21 protein-coding genes are annotated in these 19917 nt (G+C 36.1%); 10 read left to right on the top strand and 11 right to left on the bottom strand.

The window, feature by feature from the left end; all coding sequences use genetic code 11:
• Positions 1-124 precede the first annotated feature (124 nt).
• From CAN90_RS10830 to CAN90_RS10820, 3 genes are all read left to right on the top strand, one after another.
• Positions 125-1000, top strand: a complete 876-nt coding sequence (locus CAN90_RS10830) for a glycoside hydrolase family 25 protein (RefSeq protein ID WP_085833833.1) — start codon at positions 125-127, stop codon at positions 998-1000.
• A 13-nt stretch (positions 1001-1013) separates the two neighbouring features.
• Complete coding sequence (locus CAN90_RS10825) at positions 1014-1457, top strand: phage holin family protein (protein ID WP_159450374.1); 444 nt, start codon at positions 1014-1016, stop codon at positions 1455-1457.
• Between the two features lie 151 nt (positions 1458-1608).
• On the top strand, positions 1609-3330 hold the full coding sequence (locus CAN90_RS10820; protein ID WP_159450373.1) for a Kelch repeat-containing protein: 1722 nt from the start codon (positions 1609-1611) through the stop codon (positions 3328-3330).
• Positions 3331-3375: 45 nt separating this feature from the next.
• Here CAN90_RS10820 and CAN90_RS10815 read toward each other — a convergent pair whose 3' ends face one another.
• Entirely contained in the window at positions 3376-3897 is a 522-nt protein-coding gene (locus tag CAN90_RS10815) for a hypothetical protein (protein ID WP_085833830.1), read from the bottom strand.
• Positions 3898-4335: 438 nt separating this feature from the next.
• Here CAN90_RS10815 and CAN90_RS10810 point away from each other — a divergent pair, with 438 nt between their 5' ends.
• Both CAN90_RS10810 and CAN90_RS10805 read left to right on the top strand, forming a co-directional pair.
• Entirely contained in the window at positions 4336-5541 is a 1206-nt protein-coding gene (locus tag CAN90_RS10810; RefSeq protein ID WP_085833829.1) for a ComEC/Rec2 family competence protein, read from the top strand.
• 15 nt (positions 5542-5556) lie between these two features.
• A complete protein-coding gene (locus tag CAN90_RS10805) occupies positions 5557-5757 on the top strand; it encodes a DUF3006 domain-containing protein (protein WP_085833828.1) in 201 nt (66 codons plus the stop codon).
• 520 nt (positions 5758-6277) lie between these two features.
• Here the strand turns inward: CAN90_RS10805 and CAN90_RS10800 are convergent.
• The 4 genes from CAN90_RS10800 to dcm all read right to left on the bottom strand — a co-directional run bounded on the left by CAN90_RS10800 (position 6278) and on the right by dcm (position 10823).
• A complete protein-coding gene (locus CAN90_RS10800) occupies positions 6278-8353 on the bottom strand; it encodes an AIPR family protein (protein ID WP_159450372.1) in 2076 nt (691 codons plus the stop codon).
• Between the two features lie 143 nt (positions 8354-8496).
• Positions 8497-8850 (bottom strand): hypothetical protein, encoded by a 354-nt coding sequence (locus CAN90_RS10795; protein ID WP_085833826.1) that lies wholly within the window; start codon positions 8848-8850, stop codon positions 8497-8499.
• Between the two features lie 68 nt (positions 8851-8918).
• Entirely contained in the window at positions 8919-9494 is a 576-nt protein-coding gene (locus CAN90_RS10790; RefSeq protein WP_143750824.1) for an FRG domain-containing protein, read from the bottom strand.
• Positions 9495-9626: 132 nt separating this feature from the next.
• Positions 9627-10823 (bottom strand): DNA (cytosine-5-)-methyltransferase, encoded by a 1197-nt coding sequence (dcm, locus tag CAN90_RS10785; protein WP_085833824.1) that lies wholly within the window; start codon positions 10821-10823, stop codon positions 9627-9629.
• Between the two features lie 144 nt (positions 10824-10967).
• Between dcm and CAN90_RS10780 the strand changes: the two genes are divergently transcribed.
• A complete protein-coding gene (locus CAN90_RS10780; RefSeq protein WP_085833823.1) occupies positions 10968-12311 on the top strand; it encodes a Sau3AI family type II restriction endonuclease in 1344 nt (447 codons plus the stop codon).
• Between the two features lie 95 nt (positions 12312-12406).
• Here the strand turns inward: CAN90_RS10780 and CAN90_RS13750 are convergent, their stop codons facing one another.
• From CAN90_RS13750 to CAN90_RS10755, 5 genes are all read right to left on the bottom strand, one after another.
• Entirely contained in the window at positions 12407-12583 is a 177-nt protein-coding gene (locus tag CAN90_RS13750; protein ID WP_187138329.1) for a hypothetical protein, read from the bottom strand.
• 32 nt (positions 12584-12615) lie between these two features.
• A complete protein-coding gene (locus CAN90_RS10770; RefSeq protein ID WP_242953634.1) occupies positions 12616-13608 on the bottom strand; it encodes a replication protein in 993 nt (330 codons plus the stop codon).
• A 211-nt stretch (positions 13609-13819) separates the two neighbouring features.
• Positions 13820-14533, bottom strand: coding sequence for an ATP-binding protein (locus CAN90_RS10765; protein ID WP_085833820.1), 714 nt, complete (start codon positions 14531-14533; stop codon positions 13820-13822).
• Positions 14534-14539: 6 nt separating this feature from the next.
• Positions 14540-15292 carry a hypothetical protein gene (locus CAN90_RS10760; RefSeq protein WP_085833819.1) on the bottom strand — a complete coding sequence of 251 codons (753 nt, stop codon included), beginning with the start codon at positions 15290-15292 and terminating at the stop codon, positions 14540-14542.
• Positions 15289-15624, bottom strand: a complete 336-nt coding sequence (locus CAN90_RS10755) for a hypothetical protein (protein WP_085833818.1) — start codon at positions 15622-15624, stop codon at positions 15289-15291. Before CAN90_RS10755 ends, CAN90_RS10760 begins: the two co-directional genes overlap by 4 nt.
• Positions 15625-15852: 228 nt before the next feature.
• On the opposite strand from CAN90_RS10755, the gene CAN90_RS10750 reads away from it, so the two are divergent.
• The gene (locus CAN90_RS10750) at positions 15853-16806 is read left to right on the top strand and encodes a helix-turn-helix transcriptional regulator (RefSeq protein WP_085833817.1); all 954 of its coding nucleotides are present in this window, start codon (positions 15853-15855) and stop codon (positions 16804-16806) included.
• 141 nt (positions 16807-16947) lie between these two features.
• Here the strand turns inward: CAN90_RS10750 and CAN90_RS10745 are convergent, their stop codons facing one another.
• A complete protein-coding gene (locus tag CAN90_RS10745; RefSeq protein WP_085833816.1) occupies positions 16948-17418 on the bottom strand; it encodes a hypothetical protein in 471 nt (156 codons plus the stop codon).
• 45 nt (positions 17419-17463) lie between these two features.
• Here CAN90_RS10745 and CAN90_RS10740 point away from each other — a divergent pair, with 45 nt between their 5' ends.
• From CAN90_RS10740 to CAN90_RS10730, 3 genes are all read left to right on the top strand, one after another.
• Complete coding sequence (locus tag CAN90_RS10740; RefSeq protein ID WP_242953633.1) at positions 17464-17925, top strand: helix-turn-helix transcriptional regulator; 462 nt, start codon at positions 17464-17466, stop codon at positions 17923-17925.
• 97 nt (positions 17926-18022) lie between these two features.
• Positions 18023-18394, top strand: coding sequence for a helix-turn-helix domain-containing protein (locus CAN90_RS10735; protein ID WP_085833814.1), 372 nt, complete (start codon positions 18023-18025; stop codon positions 18392-18394).
• Positions 18391-19878, top strand: coding sequence for a recombinase family protein (locus CAN90_RS10730; protein WP_085833813.1), 1488 nt, complete (start codon positions 18391-18393; stop codon positions 19876-19878). Before CAN90_RS10735 ends, CAN90_RS10730 begins: the two co-directional genes overlap by 4 nt.
• The last annotated feature ends 39 nt before the right edge of the window (positions 19879-19917 follow it).

Genomic DNA, 19917 nt, shown 5'->3' with positions numbered 1-19917 from the left:
AAAATTACTTGTCAAGTAATTGCACGTAGAAGGGCAAACGGGGAAGCTTTTGAGGATATAATTAAGGACTACCCCCGCATGGCTACGGATGATGTAGTCCAATTGAGAAAGGAGCTGGATATAAATGTTTAAAGGTATCGACGTTAGCAACGCCAACGAGCGTGTTGATTGGGACAAGCTCAAGAGTAACATCAATTATGCCATCCTACGCTGCGGGTATGGCAGTGATATGGTTAGTCAAGACGACAAGCAATGGGCGCGGAATGTAGCTGAGTGCAATCGGTTGGGCATTCCGTGGGGTGTGTACCTGTACAGCTATGCTATGTCAACTGCGGATGCAGAGAGCGAGGCGGCACATGCCTTGCGATTACTTAAGGGTTTAAAGCCCGCATACCCGGTGTACATTGATATGGAAGATGCCGACGGTTACAAGGCGAAGCGCGGCGGAATTAGCAAACAGATGGCAACCGATATTTGCCGTATCTTCTGCGAGCGCATCACTGCTGCCGGGTATACTGCTGGGGTGTACGCCAACAAGGATTGGGCGGTCAACCGGCTCGATATGAAGCAGCTTTCTAAGTGGACTTTTTGGTTGGCACAGTACAATAACAAAGTAACTTACGCAGGCAAGTACGATATGTGGCAATATTCAAGCGATGGGAGCATTCCGGGAATCACAGGGCGGGTAGATCTCAATTACTGCTACAAAGATTTTACTGCCCCTGCTCCAACTATTACCGGCCTAACGCTCGACACTAGCAGCAAAGACATGGCAGCCGGCGCAAAATATACAGTTCTAGCAAAGTGCCTAACCGAGCCGGTCATATCCGATGTGGTTGGTAGTGATGTAATCCAAGTGGGGAAGCCGTACAAAGACCCCAAGGGCCGGGGCTGGCTCATCGATGTGCAAGGACTACCACCCGCGCCCAAAGTAAGGCATGCACATATCGAAGTGACTGCTGACGGTGTAACCCAGCAGTGCAATTTTAATGTATTGTGAGGAGGATAACATAATGCTTCTATCAGCAAAATCTATGTACTTTTCGGCGCTGACCGCAATTTCCGCGGCCGGCGCCGCTATTCTTTCTGCTCTGGGTGGCTGGGACGATAGTCTGCAGTTTTTAATCGGTATCATGGCTGTAGATTACCTTCTGGGTATTCTGATTGCTTTAGTTTGGCATAAGAGTCAAAAGACCGCAGATGGCACCTTTGAGAGCAACGCTAGTCTCAAGGGTTTGTTCCGAAAATTTAGTGTACTGCTGATTGTATATGTAGCGGTGCAGCTTGATATCGTAGCCAATACCGGCGGGTATCTGCGCACAGCAGTGATTTTGTTCTTTGTAGCAAATGAGGGATTCAGCATAATAGAGAACTTTGGCATCATGGGTGTACCGATGCCGGAGCAGGTGAAAGATGCTTTTGCGGCGATTAAGAGCAAAGCTGAAAAAACCGAATAAAGATGACTATCCCCCGCTAGAAGAAATCTTCTAGCGGGGGATTCTTATTTTATGCTAAATTATCAACAATACAAACCGATATAAATATAGAACAATTGTTTATATTTAACTAAAAGCATTAATGCTCTATAAAAAGAATGGAGAAATAGAAATGAAATTAAATATGAAAAGAGGCTTAGTGTTTTTGCTGATATTAACACTAATGTCATCCGTTATGCCCTTTGCGTTTGCTGTGGAAAGTGAGAAAGGATGGGAATACGTAGCTGATATGTCAATGATCAGAAATAAATACAGTACTGAAACTGTGAACGGAAAAATTTATGTTTTAGGGGGAAGCGACGATAATTGGGTTAACCTTAATAAGGTAGAAGAGTATAATCCAGAAACTAATATGTGGAAAGTGAAAAAGCCGATGCCCACCGCACGGCAAGCAGCGACTTCAGTAGTATTAAATAATAAAATATATGTGATTGGTGGACAAAAATTAACAAAAACTGGAAGTGCATCCTATGGCGTAACTAATTTAGGTTCAGTTGAAGTATATGATCCACTGACAGATACTTGGGAAACTAAATCGCCATTAAAAACTCCGGCAAGCGACATGCATGCGATTACTTATGGCGGTAAAATATACGCTTTAAAAGAAGATGCCAGCGCTCTAGAAGAATATAATCCTGAAACAGATGTGTGGCAATCCAAAACTCCTTCTCCTTCCCCTGAAAAAAAGTCTAATTTTGAGGTTCAAGTACTAAATGGAGAAATATACGTTATTGGAGGAAGCACCAACAAAGCGTTTTCTACAGTACATAAATATAATATTGCTTCTGATACATGGACTCAAATTTCTGATTTAATTAGTCCTCGAAGTTTTTTTAACACCGTGATTATGAATGGAGAAATATACGCTATTGGTGGTACGCAGGGTCAAAAGAAAATATCCAGCGTAGAATCTTATAATGCCAAAACTGACAAATGGGAAGAAAAACAAGCCATGCAATATGCTAGAAGTGATTTTGGAACAGTTATTTTAGATAACAAAATAATTTCTATTGGAGGCATCAAGGCTGTTGGAGGTAATTATTTATCCTCTGCAGAATCTTATGATCCGCTCAGTAATAAATGGACTAATCTTCCATCTATGCAGTGTGCCCGCCGCTCTTTTGGTACAGTTATTATAAATTCGGAAGTATATGTGGTAGGTGGATACGGTGATAAGGGAAATTTAAAGTCTGTAGAAAAACTAAGTATAGATGAAAATCCGAATCCTAATCTGTCACCCACCCTCACCGCCACCGCTACCCCCAACAAAGTAAAAGTAGGCAATCGTTTTACCACAACCGTTGCTATTCATAACGTCAGTAACATCTATGCAGAGGATATTAAAATCGACTATGATGCAGAACGATTTGAATACCTTGGGGCCTCTGCTAAGGATGGCCTAAAAATCTATAAAGAGGATACTTCGAAGCCCGGGTCCGTAAGATTCATCGTTGCCCACTTAGGAAAAGATAGCGGTGCAACCGGAGACAAAGACTTAATCGAGCTTACGTTTAAAGCAAAGTCTGTGGGAATCGGAAAAGTAGATATTACGAAGGGCCGAATTGCCGATAATGATGTTCTGGAAATGGACGTTGCAGAGGAAAACTGCGGCGAAGATACTATTGAAGTTGAGGCCAATAAGGATGTAAACCGTACGGGAGAGTACACTCTTTTGGACTTAGGTATTGACGCTTATTATTATGGGATGCAGGCAGACCAAACGGATACAACCCGCTTTGACACCGATGTAATTCCAGACGGAGTAATAGACGATAAAGACTTAACGGCAATTACACAGTCAATTTTGGATAATAGCAATTATCCGTTTAACTAAGTAAGAGAAAATCCCGTCCTGTATTAAATACAGGACGGGATTTTGTTACAGTGATATTTTTCTGATACTTACTCTATGTTTACCGTTTTTTAACGATGCTACTTTTATCTTAGTGGGTACAGAAGAACTTATGCATTCAGGATGAGTAAGAATATTATAAACCATTTTATAAAAACTTTTAGCTTTCAGCATTTTCCTTCCCGCTTTAAAAGCACATCTAAATAATATTAAAATTATAAGAAATAATAATAATTGGAAAAGGATATAAATAAGTGCATATCTTTGATCAAACCCACTTATAAGAGTACCTAAGGATATATTTATAGGCAAAATCATAAACATAATTGACCATAACGACTTTTCATATGATACGACATTCTCATTATATTCGATTTTTTCCTGTACTGCTACAAGTAGATCGTTTAATATAGGGCTATCTTTGTAAGGCTTTATTACATTAAATACTTCATCGTACGGGCATATATTATTCTTATAACTCAGATATACAGACTCGAAGCATTTATTAAATTGCACTAATATATTATCTACCTCTAAATCTTCTATCATTGAACGACTTTCCACCTTTCAATAACTTCTTATACAATTATTAATCGTACAAATTAGTGTAAATTTTATCCTTGTTTAATAATTATTAATATGCTCTTTTCTCCGCTTACAGGTCTCTATAACAGAAATGTAAAATCTTTTCACATTTTTCTTTTAGAAATACTTTTTTATGATAATATAAAAGAAAAAGGGGCGATTGTCATGAACAATTTAGACTTGCAGCTTGAGCAAATCAATCAAAACCTTAATACCATTATATCTAATCAGTTGCTAATATATCAAAAGCTCGATGCACTCGAAGAGGCCATCAAAAAAAATACGGACATTTGAAGCAACCCTGCATCTTTAATAGGTGCAGGGTTAATTTTATATTCATTTTGCGAAATAGTATTGAATAATTGGATAATAATGGTTATTCTGTAATAAGGAGGGAAGTATATGAAAAGAAACGGATTTAAAGTACTATTATGTGTCTTATCAGCAATCTTTTTTACATCGTGCTCAGGCGCAAACGCACCGGTAACTTCGTCTGCATCTAGTTCTGTGTCTGTGGCCAGCTCAGAGGTAGCGCAAAAATTAACGGCCGCAAGCAGCGCACCGACGGAGGAATCCGCCCCCATACCAAAGGAAGGCGCAAAGCTTAATGTGCATTACATTGATGTTGGACAAGGTGATTCGGAATTTCTGGAGCTGCCGAACGGTCAGACGATGCTAATCGATGCCGGTAACCCTGAAAACGGCAGCCAGATCGTCACCTACATAAAAAACCTTGGTCATAATAAGATAGATTACCTAATCGCGACTCATCCACACGCAGATCACATCGGAGGAATGGCAACAGTCGTAAATGGCCTTGATATTGGCAAAGTTTATATGCCTAAAGCATCCTCCAACACTAAAACGTTCGAAGACTTGCTTACTGCAATCCAGAAAAAAGGTTTAAAAATTAATACAGCGAAAGCAGGCGTGAATATTCTTAATGCAGGTGCGCTCAATGTTGACGTAGTCGCTCCTGTAAATATTACCGGCGATGATCTTAATCAATATTCTGCAGTGATTAAAGCAACATTCGGTGACAACAAATTCCTTTTTACGGGCGACGCAGGGGTTGAGTCTGAAAAACAAATAACCGCAGACGTAAAAGCCGACGTGTTAAAGGTAGGTCATCACGGCAGCAAAACATCGACATCCCAAGCGTTTCTAAGCAAAGTTAATCCAAAATATGCGGTTATCGAGGTCGGCAAAGATAATTCCTATGGCCATCCTACTGCTGCAGCATTAGAAAAACTTCAAAAAATCGGTGCTACAATATACCGCACTGATAAAGACGGCACTATAATATTTACATCAGACTCAAAAACAATCACTGTAAACAAAAAGTCGTCTAGCATTAAAGAGCAGGCTCCCCCGTCTTCAGCTCCTGTCGCAGCAGCCGTTGCCCCGCAAAAAACAGCCCCTGTGGAAAAAACTCCCGAAGTAACCGCGCCGGCAACGGAAAACAAAAGCTATACAGTATATATAACAAAAACCGGAGGAAAGTATCATACAGGTGGTTGCAGGTATTTAAAAAAGAGCAAAATAGCTATTTCTTTGAGTGACGCACAATCTCAAGGTTATGAGCCTTGTTCTGTCTGCAATCCGTAGAATCAAGGAGATAAAATGAAATACACAATTGATAGATTCGAAGGCAATCTTGCCGTTGTAGAACTGGAAGATAAGAGCTTTGTCAATATACCTGTTCAAGCTTTGCCGTTAGAAGCAAAAGAAGGCGACATTATATCGGTAGCGATAGACACTGAAGGCACTGCTGAAAGACGAAAGAAAATTGAAGGCATGATGAAGGACTTGTGGGCTGATTAAATATTGGCAAAAAACACCTTCATCTCCCGGCCAGGAATGAGGGTGTTTCTGTTTGATTTCTTGGGGTTTATTTGGGGTTTATTTGTGCAAAAACCGGCTTATAATCACGAAACTCTACAAAACTTCAAACCCCAAAAACCCGCATTACATCTAGATTCTTTAGCTATACAAGAATCTACAAAAGTTGCTCGGGCAAGTTCAAGTCTTGTCACCCGTACCAAACACACATTACCCGAACATTCACTTAGTAGGTGAAGCGTTCGGGTTTGTGCTTTTATTAAGCTAAAATAAAACGAGGGATAGCCGTTAGGTTATCTCTCGTTTGTTGTTTTTCGGACAAATAAATCTTATTTTTTGTTGCAGTTTTCTATTAGTTTTGTTACGTCTGAATACCGTTTACTTTTGCTTGCTTTTAGAAGAGTTCCTTTACAGGTAAGGGATAAAAATAGAGTTATCATAGGTAGCTGGAGATTAGTGTATACAACAAGATTAGAAAAGCCATAGAAATTTAGTTAATATCCTATTCCGTTACTGTATTTTCGGTAAATTTAAGGAATGCGGCAAGTATATTTTCTACAGTGTCCTTATTTGCCCAAAATGTTCGTTTGGTAATAAAATCACCATTAGTAAATTGAAATGTATCCTCTCCATTCAGTGCTTTGGGGCGAATATGGAAGCCGATATTGCTACTAGAACGAGGGAATTTGGACTCATCTCCTTCTTTAAATGCAGCCACTGTTAAATCATAGGTTTTCTTTACCTTTTCCTCGTAGTCAGCAAATGTAAAGTTTTCAATAAAACGAGCTTTGATTACTCTATTATCTTCATCTTTATCTATTATAAATACAGGATATGTGCGTTTGATTTCCTTAGCGAAAGCAGAGTGCTCAAACTCTAAATATTCAGAGTTTTCCACTGAAACAAGTTCATTAAATGTGCTGCTAGGGAAAGGGAATGCTTCTTTGCATTTTTGATTAAAGCGGCTAATTACTCGGAAATATGGGATATTTATATCATGTGATAATAAAAATTGATTTATCTTTTTTGAAAATGCATAGGAGCTTGTGCTAACATCAAGTTGTTTTACCAAATCAGTGAGTAAAGAGTCTGTGATTATTTCTTCTGATATTGTGCTATAATCGCTTGAATTTGCGTTCAGACGAGAGATTCGATTTGCTAGCATAGTAGTAGATAAATCATCTTTCTTAAACTCACCAAGGCTTAAATCATATCCAGTGGCAAGTAAATCTTTCTCAAATTCTTCATAGACCATCATCAGTTTCGTATCGTCAATCTCTTGAGCATCAACTAGAAAGTTAAGAGCATAAGTACCAAAATAATTTTTCCCATATTGATAGATTGCTTTTTGATATTTATCTTTGATAGAGTCATTCCGTATGCGCTTAGAGTCTTCCCACCATTGATAGACATCTAAAAGCATTTTAAGTTTTTGGACAAATTCTTCTGAGTTTTTCTTAAGTGATTTTTCAATCAAATCTAAAATTTCCTCTAAATTTTTCTTACTGTAATTTTTGCTTTTGCCAGGTTGGTTCTGAATAGTTAGCCAATGCTTTGTAAAATCTAAAACGCTCATCCCACTTTCGCCACTCCAAACTTCACCCTCTTTTATAATTTTAATATGACTCTTATTTATAATTTTATTAATATTCTCAACAGTTGGTGAATTAGCTAATAAATCTTCTTGTAGAACAGGAATTTGTGTGTTTAGACCGTAAGTTATTGAACGCACATAATTAGCATCACCAACTATTATTATTGTTTTCACGAAAATAGCCTTAATGATTTTGTTGAGCAATTCGTTAGAGTCGACTGTTGGTAAAATATTATTTATATTTTTTAGCGCATTCCTTTTTATGGATTCAACCTCGGCAAAGAAATTAGTAAGTGTCTGTGCACCATTTATTACACTCACATTATTTGGTAGTAATCTTACTCTATTTGCAAAAGTTTTGAGATGTTTTGATTTATAACTAAAAATTGTTACTCCATTATGATAAAACCAAAAGTTTTCAGGTAATGAAGGCGTTTCTTTTGATTCTACTGGATTTACGCCTAGTATTTCGATAATTTGTTCTTCAGTTTCCTCATTTAAAACTTTTCTCTCTTTTAATGCTTTATATATAGCAATGCTAATGTACTCTCGAAATTTAGTTTTTAATAAATCACCTGTTGGATGTTTTTTTCCATAGCGTACATTGTTTTCAAACAAGTACGTACCTGTTACATTAAAAACTTTTTTAATTTCAAAAAAGGATATATTATAAATATGCCCATTTAATCCTGTATCTAAATTATTACTGTATTCAAGATAATTTATGCCATCATCTGTAACTTCTAATTCAACCGGCTCAGAACAATCAATATAAATAGATAGTTTTTTTTCGTACCATTCAGAAAATTCTTTCTTGTCTATACCTTTTTTAAGTTTTTCATATTGTGTCCAATATAGTAAACGCTCATTATCCCAATTATTAAATATCATAACTGGCTGAACATCCACCTTTTGCGAGTTAATTGCCTTGTTAACAGTGTTATAGTCAAAACATGAATCTTTTTGTGTGCAATCATATATCAACAGAACCTCATCATTAAAGGTGTCTGCATTAATGCTTTCGAGGTAAGTACAAATTGTCATAACCATCTAGCGCAATTGGGCTAAAGTTAGGCTCTAAATTTTTTCTAGTAATTAAAATATCTAACCATTTTTTTATTTGCATTTTAAGCCTCCCTATAATTAATACTTAGTATCTTAAAATAATCTTCAATCTTTTTAACTAACATAGCTTCATCAACATCCTTAAATAGAGGCGTCTCCACCAATGATTTGAAGTAATTAGTTATATCTGCTTGCTCTTTACGTAATAAACGAAGTGTTTCTTTTTTATAACCATTCTTTTTGACGGAATTTATAAGTTTCAGTTCATAGCTAATTCGATTAAAATAGGTTTCTATTTCATCTTCAACAGAAACCGCTTTACTTAAATATTGATGATTACCAAACTTCTCCTTTGCAACTTTCGCGATTTTATCCTTTTCCGGAAAAATACTTGCATCATTAATTGAAAATAGCATATCTAAGTCATCCAATAGTTGTTGCTTATCTTGTTGTTTTATACATATTTTACGATAATAGCACTCATTTATTGGATAATAATCCGTGCCTGGAAAAAAATAAAACCTCCCTTTTGGGCTTTAATCCTATCATTTGAGTAACTATGGGAAAAAACTTTAAAGTTCTTTGAATATGGAATGTGTCTTCCATCTAACATGTAGGTGTAGAAATCTTCAATATATTTTGAATGAGGTGAATAATGCTCGGGAAAGGCGAAAATAAAAATATAACCATTATTATTTTCATTAGCCTTATTTTCGCAAGCGAAATATAATGCAACCAAAGAATTAAAAGAAATATCCAACATCCTACTAATTGCCGTATAATGTTGAGCTTCTATAGCTTTTTCAATGTTGCTAGAATTGTTTGATACAAAATTGAAGTCACAGAGCAATTCAAATAGATGATGTTCCTTTTTTAAATATTCTAAATTTCTAAAAAGAGATGGCATTAATTTTTTTTGACCGTAATCGCTTGGTTCACCTCGAAAAGCAACCAATATTCCCGCATCAAAATATTGTGAATGATTAAGCTTTAAACCCTCAATTTCTTTTCTAATAAGATTTATATAACTGGATATAATTTCCATATAATCTAAATTCACACTCCTCTATTCTCACAAAAAAATCGGCTGTTTACGACAAACATTTCCCATTAAATACAGTATATACCAAGCACTTAGCAAAAGCTATTTAGAAATAAAAAAACAGCAGAATATATCATCCTGCTGTTTAAACTATTCATTATCAATGATTTCTTCAAGTTTCCGCGCCATTCTGGTAACCATAGGTACAACCAAAGCGTTACCCATTACAAAATATCTAAACTTTTCTGGCATACCAGTATTCGTCCAGTTATCATCAAATCCTTGAATTCGCTCTGCCTCTATCGGGGTAATAAAACGCAATTTTTTCGTTTGTGGATCTTGAATAATATGGGTGCTTCTATTAACTGAGGATTCAGAGGTCAACATTGTGCGTGCCGGCAAGTCAATCGAATCAGGAAATGCTATTCCACCCTCAGAGAAAATATACTCGTGCCCATCCTTACTTGTGCGGTTGATTTTTTTTGGCCCTTTAAGAAACTTCCACTTTTCAAGCTTGTTGCCAAGGTAATATTTTTCGGTAACGTCCTGTTCAAGCAATGCTCGCAAAGGAATGGCTTCCTCTTGGATGGGGGTAACCCGGGTAGTAGATACAACACCGTCCTTCATATAACCAGCATTTTTAAAGTCGAACTCAAATACAGAAGACAGCCCGGGTATGTCTTGATAGTCCAATGTTATTTGCTTAAATATTTCCTTGCATTGCACTGGAAATGTGGTTGCGAAAAAACCAGTTTCAGCGATGATTTGCTGAGGGCTATCTATTAGTTGCCGTCCGTAGCAGGTATCATTTTTATAAGCAAAGATGAATGTACGACGTCTACGTTGACCTGCTCCATATTCGGCGGCATTTATAACTCTCCACTCAACAGAATATCCCAAAACCGCCAGACAAGCTAACATAACACCAAAATCACGACCACGCTGGGAAGCCGGGGATTTTAGTAGCCGATCCACATTTTCTAAGAGTACGAATGGACTTTCTTTTGCTACTAATATATCTCGAATCTGCCACCACAGAACACCTTTCTTTCCTTCTAAGCCACTACTACCGGGTAAAGGTCTGGCTACAGAGTAGTCCTGACATGGAAATCCACCCACTAATAGATTGTGGTTAGGTATAGAGTTTTTGGGAACAAGAGAAATGTCTACCCCTGTATACTTGTTAATATCTCCCCAATGAGCGACGTAGCAATCGTGTGCCCATTGTTTTGTTCTATTCGGCTCCCATTGTGAAAACCATACTGTATTCCACTCTGGGGAGGATTTTTCAAGTCCAAGCCGAAAACCGCCTACACCAGCAAACAGCTCACAGACTGTTTTTTGCATAAAAATTACTCCTGTCCTTGAGACTATGTGATTAATTGCCGTTCAATATATCATGTGATATAATTATTATCAACACTTTAAAACAACAAAATATATTGTATCATATTTCACCATAAAGATCAACAGTAAAATGGAGGTTTGATTATGGAAAATCGACTATACAAAACAAAAGAAGAAGTATTGATGCGTGGGCGAGAAGTAATTGGTATCCCTCTAAAACAAATAGACATAACCAATCGATTAGAAACAGGAAAAGGTGCAGTTGGTAGTGTATTGGAAGAATCGTGGTTTGGGTACAGTATTAATAGCGAATCTGAACCTGATTTTGTGGAGGCCGGGGTTGAGCTGAAAGTTACTCCTTATATTAAGTCTGCAAAAAAAATACGGGCGAAAGAACGCCTAGTATGTAATATTATAAATTACATGGAAGAATATAAGCATACATTTGATACAAGTAGCTTTTGGAAAAAATGTAACACTATGCTTTTAATGTCCTATGAGTATAGAAAAGATGTACCGAAAGGTGACTTTACTATAAATAAAGTAACTTTATTTAGTTTTCCGGAAGAGGATTTATTAATTATTAAACAGGATTGGAAAACCATTGTCGATAAAATAATAGCTGGAAGAGCACACGAATTATCAGAAAGTGATACCTTGTATTTAGGGGCTTGTACAAAAGGTGCCACAGCTGCATCCGTGCGAAAACAACCGTTTTCGCAGCTTCTGGCTAAACAAAGAGCTTTTTCATTAAAACAATCATATATGACATATATTTTGAATTCGTATATTTTTGGAAGAAAAGTTGATGAACACATTATTAAAGATTCATCAGTACTTAAAGAAGTGTCATTTGAACAATATATTATAAATAAAATTAGCCCATATTTTGGAAAAACAAGAGAAGCCCTTCTTCTCGAGTTCAATCTTGCAACTACTGCTAAAAATGTTAATGCTCTCTTATTGGCTCGCATGTTAGGTCTTACTGGTCGATTATCTTCTACAGAGGAATTTAAAAAAGCAAATATTTTGCCTAAGACTATTTGTGTTACAGCAAAGGGGATAGTTAAAGAAAGCATGTCATTTCCGGTTTTTGATTTTAGAAAAATCATTACTGAGAAATGGGAAACTTGTGAGTTGAAACTCTTGTTCGAGTCTACAAAATTTTTGTTTGTTGTATTTCAATATAATAGTAATCAAGAATTAGTATTTGATAATCTGTTATTTTGGAATATGCCAGAAAAAGATTTAAAAGAGGTTGAAGTCGTTTGGAAGCGTACAGTGGAAATCCTAAATAAAGGTGTTGAATTTCATACCGTTGGAAAGAAAGTCTACAATAATTTACCCAAGGCTAGTGAGAATCAAGTAGCCCATGTTCGTCCACATAGTCGTAATGCAAATGACACTTCACTTTTACCAGATGGAAGGACAATGACAAAGCAGTGTTTTTGGTTAAATAAAAAGTATATACAGAAACAAATAAAATAGATTGAGATATAATAATAGTAACTAGTAAGCAATGCGATTGAATCTTACTAGTTACTATTAATTTTGTGTAAACTTAAACAATAGATTTTCTTGCTCTATTGTTTAAGTGTATTATTACATATAATCTGATTTCTTTCCGGTTTCCATCGATTAAATTCTTCTTTCCCTTCTTCACTTTCATAAAAAGCTAGAATTTCAGGGAGCAGGCAGCGAGCTAGAGCTTCAATTTCATGCTCAGGGATTCGGCTTGTGATTTTTGCTTTCTTTGCCATGAAGTAATACCTTTCTAATCCTCGAAAGGGTTTCATTCCTCAGAAAGTTTAGTGTAAATCCAACTCTTTTTTAAGTAATCCTTTGTATCATATTCTTTAAATTCGTTTATGTTGGTGTAAACTCTTACTTTGTGTATACGTCTGATAAAGGCATCCCAAGTTTCTTTGTTTTCATCATAGATTTTACTATATTGTTCAGTTAGATTGATGTTAGAAATAATATACACTTTTGTAAAACAAGCAACTCTATTTACATAGCGACAGGGGAGCTCTACTGGATAGCCGTCAAGGTAGCATAGCATATCTTGAATTTTTAAGCTGGAGCGGAATTCTTCAAATATAATAACATCTTGTCCATGGTAGCTGTCAAAGCCACCATGCAAATAATTAGTCAATCTGAATACATTCTCGTAGCCATATTGCTCCATGACGCTTCTGGTTTTTCCAGTATTAGTAGTCCCCCAGATATAAGTTACTTCTAGAATTCGGAATGTAGTTTTAAATTGTTCTTCACGGATTGTTTGTCTTGTCTTTTCAACCTTATCTAAAACTAATAGATACTCTGGGTTTTCTTCTATAATCTCATAGTTTGTCATGCCGTTTTTAATCATATCATAAAGGTCTGCTAAATCATTTCTTGCACCTTGACGTTCAGCAGGGAGTTCGCCCCATTCCTCTTGGGTATCAGGAAGTTTTGTTCCTGCCTTTTTATCACTTTCCCATTTGCCTTCTTTAAAAACATAATCACGATTTTGAGATGAAGTACCTTTTGCAATCTCAATATGTGCTTTCGAGAATCTGTTTTTGACTGTGGAAAAGCGAACAGCAGAGGAACATACAAAATACAAATGAGTATGATGCGTTTTCTCCTTACCACCGATTTCGTCGCTGATGCAGTAGTAAATAATAGATTTGATTCTTTGGAGCTCTTCTTTTACTCTGTCATGAGAAATGTCCTTTTCAAGAGGATTGTTAATTGTAATTTGCCACTTGCGTGACTGAGTGTCTTTAGAAATAACAATCACCCTCTTTTGGGTTTTGCGATTATGCGACTTTTTATGTCGCATAGCGTTAAACTTAGTTGTATTGCGGTTGCGACTGTATTTGCGACAGAAGTTGGCTAGGTAATACTAGCTAGCCAACAAAGTGTCGCTACGCTGCGGCGTAGCGCGCCCCGGCGCAGCCGATTGGATGTCTTTTGCTTCGCACGACAACCAATCGCTACACGGGGACTATTTAGCGCATTACACCTTGTCTTATGGTGCGGTGTAGCTTGTCCATGTTGTTAACAGTAGGCACGATAACAGGAGTTAGATTTGTGCCGTTAGTGAGCATATAACCAGTTCCTCGCTCTCGGTCTGATTGCATTTGATTTTTGAAGTCATGAAAAAGCATATTTTTACTCTCTTCGCTTAAATTGCCCAGTCCAATTACAAGATTGAAATTGTCCCTTGCTGTTCCAAAATATTGAGCATCAGCTCGTTGCTGGCTTACAATTACATGTATACGGAAGGAACGACCAAGCATAAGTAATGTGGATAGCTTTTTCTTTTCTTCTTCTACCGCTTTTTTATCAAGACTGTTGCAGTAGCTCGCCCATTCATCGAAAAATAAAACCAGCATATTGCTGCTATTATCTTCACCATTTTGGCGTTTCCGAAGGTGTTCATAGAATTGCTGTAATCCATCTTGACAATCCATAAATCGGTAGAATCGTTGACAACCTTTTAGAAATTCAAAGTCTTTGTCGCTTTTGAAATCAAAAACAAAAAGTTGGGATTTTTCTTCGAATAGTGCCAATTTTCCAAGGAGTAGCTTGGAAAAATACGATTTTCCACTTCCCGTGGCTCCGCATATGATTATATGCGGAGATTTTTCTGGCTGCCAGTTTATAGGTTGTCTGATACCAAACTCTAAATGGTTTTGGTTCAATAAAATATTTTTTACCATGGCACTTTAAAAATCCACATCACGTGGAAACGGAGAGGTATTAACATGGTTTTGTTGCCGAACATACGCCTTATTCTCAAGATATTGGCAGAAGGCATCATTCGATAAGGCAACATTGAGTTGAATATATCCCCCAGTGTTCACCACATCATCAATGTATAAAAGGGGGTAAGCTCGCCCGTTATATACATGATTTCGTCCGCTTAGTTCATGAAATTCTCCAGCATTTAGCTTTTGAGAAATTCTCATTTGCAAGCATTCTTTAACTAACTTCAAATCAACTTCATCGGTTTGTTTCATAGCTACAAACTGGCAGAGCATAAAGCCGTTTTGAGCTATTATTCTACTGGGTGAATTCATTTCAGATAGAGTAGAAGGTTTCACTAGGTTAATTCTTTCTGCTTGTTCAGACAAAACAGAGAACAAGCATTGACGAATAATTGCGTAGTTGTTTTCAGCAACTGCACGCTCAATTTCAGCAGATTGTATTTCTTGCTGCCGTTGTATTTGTATTTGTTTAGCTTTTTTCTCTTCACGTTTGGTGTTCCACATGTAAATAACAACACCAGAAATTGATATGATTGTAATAATCAAATCAAATTTAAGAGCCAAAAAGTTAAATAGCATTTCCAGTAACCAGACCAGCAAAAAGATGACACCAGTAAGAACCACAGTAATCAAGAAAATTTGTAGAATGAAATACCATGTTGATGGCTTTTTGCAATATTTCTTGAGTTTTTCGTAGAAATTTGTTATCATCCTAATACCTCCAAAGTAGTAGCTTTTGCAGTAAACTGATATTCGCCACTACGATCACGATAAAACCGACCTTCAAAGCCCTTCGGCTTTACTTTAATGCTACCTTTAGAAGATAGTTCCTCAGGCGTTAAAATGGCTTCTGTTTGCTCAATGCGAATGGCAATTTGCTCGTATTTGTTCATAGGGCAAACACAAACATAGCGATAAGCAACGATTTTGTCTGTGGACTTTCCATCCACAAATTCTTTTACGGGAAAGAAATCTGTCAGCAACAACGTATCTGAATTAGCAATTTGTTGTAAAGTGAAAATCATTTGATTAATTCTTAGCATTTTTTACCTCTTTCTTTAATTGGAAAAATAGGGTGCTATAAAGTTGCGTCCAACTATATAAGCTATATATAAACAAAAGCGCTTTTGACTTTAATTAAATTCTACAATTGACTTTGTTCTAGCTTGTGATTTATATTATACAGAGGTGTATTTATTGAATAAATAGATAATCAAGAATAATATTGAGTGTTTCGTCTATTGACAAATTTCAATAAAGGTGATGTAGTAATGAAAAAACCAGTTGGGCAAAAAAATAAGAGTAAAAAGAATGTTTTTGGTACTTCGCTTGATTCTACTCGCTTATTGATTAGAGAAAGAAAAAGGAATTTGAATTTATCTTATTCAAAATTGGAAGAACTTGCAGGATTAGGTTCAACAACCCTAAGCAAGCAACTTTCATTAAATGCAGTTGATAATCATAAAAAACCACTTTCTCCACAGATTGTAGAAAAGATTGCTCCACATTTAGGTAAACCAGCATCATATTTTTTCGTAAAAGACAGTAAACGAAGTATAGAGCAGGGTTGCGCTATTGCTTCAGAGTTGATTTTCATTTTATATAATGAAGAGAAAGAGGAGGATGAAGGAGAACTAATAGAGCGTGAAGATAAAAATGAAATAATAGCTCTTGACGATGCAGTACAAAATCTTAAAGAAGTTTATTTCACACTTCAAATTAATCAGTGCTATTTATTAACAAAACATTTTTCAGTATATACACTCTTGCCATCAGAGGCATGGAAATTTCTTTATTATTTCACTGATATAAGCCCACAATCAAAGGTAGCTCTTAAATTAATTTTGCAGGCACACTTAATGATTTGCGATAATACTCTACATAAAGATGAGAATGGAATTCCTATACATACTAGATTTTCTCCTTTGCTTAAAGAATTAAAAAATAGTATCTTAGGTATTGAAATAGCGGAAATACAAACAAAAGAGAGCCTTTGGCTTGAATTAAATAAGCATATAGCGACCGCTAATCCCACCTATTTTTCAAATGATATAGAAGTAGTTACTGGTGGATTAGAGGAATCTCTAACAATAGATGAATATGATATAGATATGCTTTTGCTATTTATACCTTTTTATGGTTCGAACTATAATGAGTTAAATAATATTTTAACAACCATGGAGATGATTCTGCGAAGAGAAAAAAAGCAAGATAGTATTTGGTAATTGGACTTTATATTGTTTATGTAATAATAAAGTTACAAATCGAGACTTTGATTGATACTTATAAAAAAATCAGCACAGCAAAAGCTGTGCTGATTTTTTTATTGAAAATTGATGGCAAGTTTTCTCGGATTATAATATGTATTATATTTTATTAATTACTTGAACTTCCTTAATTCCTTGACTGCTATCAAAAGAGTACAGTGCATTACTTATATTTTTAGCATTTTTCATATGAGTAAAAATGAAGGGTTGTATCCCTAATGATTCTACAATAATATCATCGCTACCCAAACTTGTAAGAAGCATATTGCTTCGTGTACGAACGTTTCCTTTAAAATAAGAAGCCTTATTTTCCAGAGTTCTTAATTTGAAAGCCCCTTGTCTGCCTCGTAATCTTAAATTAGTTAAAACAAGCTCCGTATTTATAAATTCTAATATAGTTGGCGTAATAAATCCGAGCAAAATGACAAGAGAGAGTATGGGTGATAATAGTAATGCTAAGAGGGAGAGAAAAACACCAAGTATGTTTCTTTTACTGATAAAAATAGTCCAGTTCTTTTTGGAGACAGCTAAAACCTTCTCTCCGGGTATCAAATCATTTGCAAAACTCATTCTTAAACCTCCACTGTTTCTGTTTACGTTTTAAAAAGCACTGATATGAATTATTTAATGTTTTATCGATGCTTTTTAAGTCATTTATATTATACGATATCGCCATTACAATGTAAAGAGCAATTAGAAAATATTGGTGGTGAATGGAATATGTCAGAACGCAAGGAATGTACTGGATTTTCTTCGCTTGGTGAAGATATTAAGAAAGCTCGAATGGCAAAGGGGATTTCTCGAAGAGCCTTGGCAGAATTGGTCAATATTGTTCCTCGATACCTTGCGAATATAGAAAACAGCGGATCTTTGCCCAGCTTACCGGTTTTGTATGATTTAGTATCCATTTGCAATCTGCCTATTGAAAACTATTTCTATCCACAGCTAGAGACAGATTTGAATCCTCAAAGAGAGAGAATAGAACAAAAGCTCAAAGTATGTGATACACAGTATTTATCAGTGCTAGAAGCTGCTTTAGATGAATTAATAAAATTAACAGAAGCAAAGAACGATTAATTTCGTCTTTGCTTTTTTTTACCGCAATTAACTCAATAAAAGAATTGACAAACAAATCTATATATGTATAATTAAGTTGAGTTGAAGGAGCGATAGTATGAAACAATTAGCAAAAAGATTAAAGATATTAAGAGAAACCATTGGAGTATCTCAAGCCAAGCTTGCTCAAATAGCTGGATTAACACAAGCTAGTGTGAATCGTTATGAAAACGCTCAATCGTCACCACCTTTAGAGGTTTTATTGTGGTATGCAGATTTTTTCGATGTATCAATGGACTATATCTTTGCACGCACCGAACAGCCAGAAGGTAAGTTATATCAAAATGAACCCAAAGTGATTGAATCAATAACGCAAGATAATCAGGAGTTAAAGCAGTTTGTAGATATGTGTTTTGATCCATCTTCACCTGTTAGCCAAAAACTAAAGAATATGCTTGTTGATATGATGCAGCAGGAGGGGGAGAAATGAAAGCAGTCATTTATGCCAGATATTCTTCTGATAATCAGCGAGAGGAAAGTATTGAAGGACAGCTTCGAGAATGTAAAGAATATGCTGAGAAAAATGGAATTACGGTTTTGGCTACCTATATTGATAGAGCATTATCTGCAAAAACAGATAACCGACCCGAATTTCAGCATATGATTCGAAATAGTGCAAAAGGTTTGTTTGATATTGTTCTTGTTTGGAAGTTAGACCGTTTTGCTAGGAATCGTTATGATAGTGCTCACTATAAGGCTACCTTAAGAAAAAATGGGGTAAAGGTTGTATCTGCAACCGAAGCGATTGCAGAGGACAGCACAGGAATATTACTGGAAAGTCTTTTAGAGGGGTATGCTGAGTTTTACAGTGCTGAACTTTCTGAGAAGGTAATCAGAGGATTAACAGAGAATGCTTTGAAATGTAAATATAATGGCGGTGGATTGCCAATTGGATATAAAATAGACAGTGAACAGTATTTTGAAATTGACCCTTTAACTGCTCCGATTGTCCTTGAAACGTTTAAAATGTATGCAGAAGGAACTACGGTCAAGCAGCTTGTAGATTTTCTGAATACGAATGGAATCCAAACCTATCGGAATAAACCCCTTAGAATTGATTGTGTTAAACGCCTACTAAGAAATCGCCGCTATATTGGTGAATACAAATATCGGGATACAATTACACCGAATGGTGTTCCAGCCATTGTGCCGCAAGAACTGTTTGACAGAGTAGCTGAAAAATTAGAAAAAAATAAGAAAGCCCCTGCACGTGCAAAGGCAAGAGAAGAAATGTATTTACTTACAACTAAACTATTTTGTGGGTGCTGCGGTGCTTATATGTGTGGAGAGAGCGGCACAAGCCAAAATAATACGGTCTACCATTACTATAAGTGTGTTACTGCTAAGAATAAGAAAGCCTGTCATAAAAAGACTGTAAAAAAGGATTGGATTGAAAAACTGGTGATAGATCATACTATCAGAATGCTGTTTGACGATCGTTTAATGAATGATATAGCAGAAAGAGTAATTGAGTTGCAGGGGAAAGAGAATACTATTCTTCCTATGTTGAAACAAAAACTAGCCGAAGCAAATAAGGGGATAGAAAACATACTCAATGCGATACAGCAGGGTATTTTCACAAGTTCTACAAAAGGGCGGTTGGATGAATTGGAAGAAGCGAAAAGCAGAATTGAAATTAGCATTTTACAGGAAGAAATGGAGAAACCTCTACTGACGAAAGACCAATTGTTGTTTTGGCTATATCGTTTTCGTGACAGTGATATAAAGAATCCTAATCACCGGCAACGATTGGTGGATAGCTTTGTAAATGCAATTTATCTTTATGATGATAAGATTATTCTTACATTTAACTTTAAGGAAGGTAGTAAAACTCTGGATTTATCAGACATAGAATGTTCGAGTTTAGGGGCGTGTGGTGTACCAAAAACACAAACCCGAACATTCACTTTATAGGTGAAGCGTTCGGGTTTGTGTTTTTATTGAACCAAAATA

The sequence above is a fragment of the Clostridium merdae genome, assembly GCF_900176635.1.
GTDB classification, from domain to species: Bacteria; Bacillota; Clostridia; order Oscillospirales; family Acutalibacteraceae; genus Faecalispora; species Faecalispora merdae.
The sequence above is the reverse complement of the archived record's forward strand: the minus strand, read 5'-3'. Positions and strand labels throughout refer to the sequence as shown.

What these genes read in the sequence shown, in the direction of transcription:
- CAN90_RS10760 (WP_085833819.1), bottom strand. Translation starts at nt 15,292, where the DNA reads ATGATAACAAATTTCTACGAAAAACTCAAGAAATATTGCAAAAAGCCA.
- CAN90_RS10740 (WP_242953633.1), top strand. Translation starts at nt 17,464, where the DNA reads ATGAATTATTTAATGTTTTATCGATGCTTTTTAAGTCATTTATATTAT.
- CAN90_RS10830 (WP_085833833.1), top strand. Translation starts at nt 125, where the DNA reads ATGTTTAAAGGTATCGACGTTAGCAACGCCAACGAGCGTGTTGATTGG.
- CAN90_RS10825 (WP_159450374.1), top strand. Translation starts at nt 1,014, where the DNA reads ATGCTTCTATCAGCAAAATCTATGTACTTTTCGGCGCTGACCGCAATT.
- CAN90_RS10745 (WP_085833816.1), bottom strand. Translation starts at nt 17,418, where the DNA reads ATGAGTTTTGCAAATGATTTGATACCCGGAGAGAAGGTTTTAGCTGTC.
- CAN90_RS10765 (WP_085833820.1), bottom strand. Translation starts at nt 14,533, where the DNA reads ATGGTAAAAAATATTTTATTGAACCAAAACCATTTAGAGTTTGGTATC.
- CAN90_RS10805 (WP_085833828.1), top strand. Translation starts at nt 5,557, where the DNA reads ATGAAATACACAATTGATAGATTCGAAGGCAATCTTGCCGTTGTAGAA.
- CAN90_RS10815 (WP_085833830.1), bottom strand. Translation starts at nt 3,897, where the DNA reads ATGATAGAAGATTTAGAGGTAGATAATATATTAGTGCAATTTAATAAA.
- CAN90_RS13750 (WP_187138329.1), bottom strand. Translation starts at nt 12,583, where the DNA reads ATGGCAAAGAAAGCAAAAATCACAAGCCGAATCCCTGAGCATGAAATT.
- CAN90_RS10780 (WP_085833823.1), top strand. Translation starts at nt 10,968, where the DNA reads ATGGAAAATCGACTATACAAAACAAAAGAAGAAGTATTGATGCGTGGG.
- CAN90_RS10810 (WP_085833829.1), top strand. Translation starts at nt 4,336, where the DNA reads ATGAAAAGAAACGGATTTAAAGTACTATTATGTGTCTTATCAGCAATC.
- CAN90_RS10820 (WP_159450373.1), top strand. Translation starts at nt 1,609, where the DNA reads ATGAAATTAAATATGAAAAGAGGCTTAGTGTTTTTGCTGATATTAACA.
- CAN90_RS10735 (WP_085833814.1), top strand. Translation starts at nt 18,023, where the DNA reads ATGAAACAATTAGCAAAAAGATTAAAGATATTAAGAGAAACCATTGGA.
- CAN90_RS10730 (WP_085833813.1), top strand. Translation starts at nt 18,391, where the DNA reads ATGAAAGCAGTCATTTATGCCAGATATTCTTCTGATAATCAGCGAGAG.
- CAN90_RS10750 (WP_085833817.1), top strand. Translation starts at nt 15,853, where the DNA reads ATGAAAAAACCAGTTGGGCAAAAAAATAAGAGTAAAAAGAATGTTTTT.
- CAN90_RS10755 (WP_085833818.1), bottom strand. Translation starts at nt 15,624, where the DNA reads ATGCTAAGAATTAATCAAATGATTTTCACTTTACAACAAATTGCTAAT.
- CAN90_RS10795 (WP_085833826.1), bottom strand. Translation starts at nt 8,850, where the DNA reads ATGCTATTTTCAATTAATGATGCAAGTATTTTTCCGGAAAAGGATAAA.
- dcm (WP_085833824.1), bottom strand. Translation starts at nt 10,823, where the DNA reads ATGCAAAAAACAGTCTGTGAGCTGTTTGCTGGTGTAGGCGGTTTTCGG.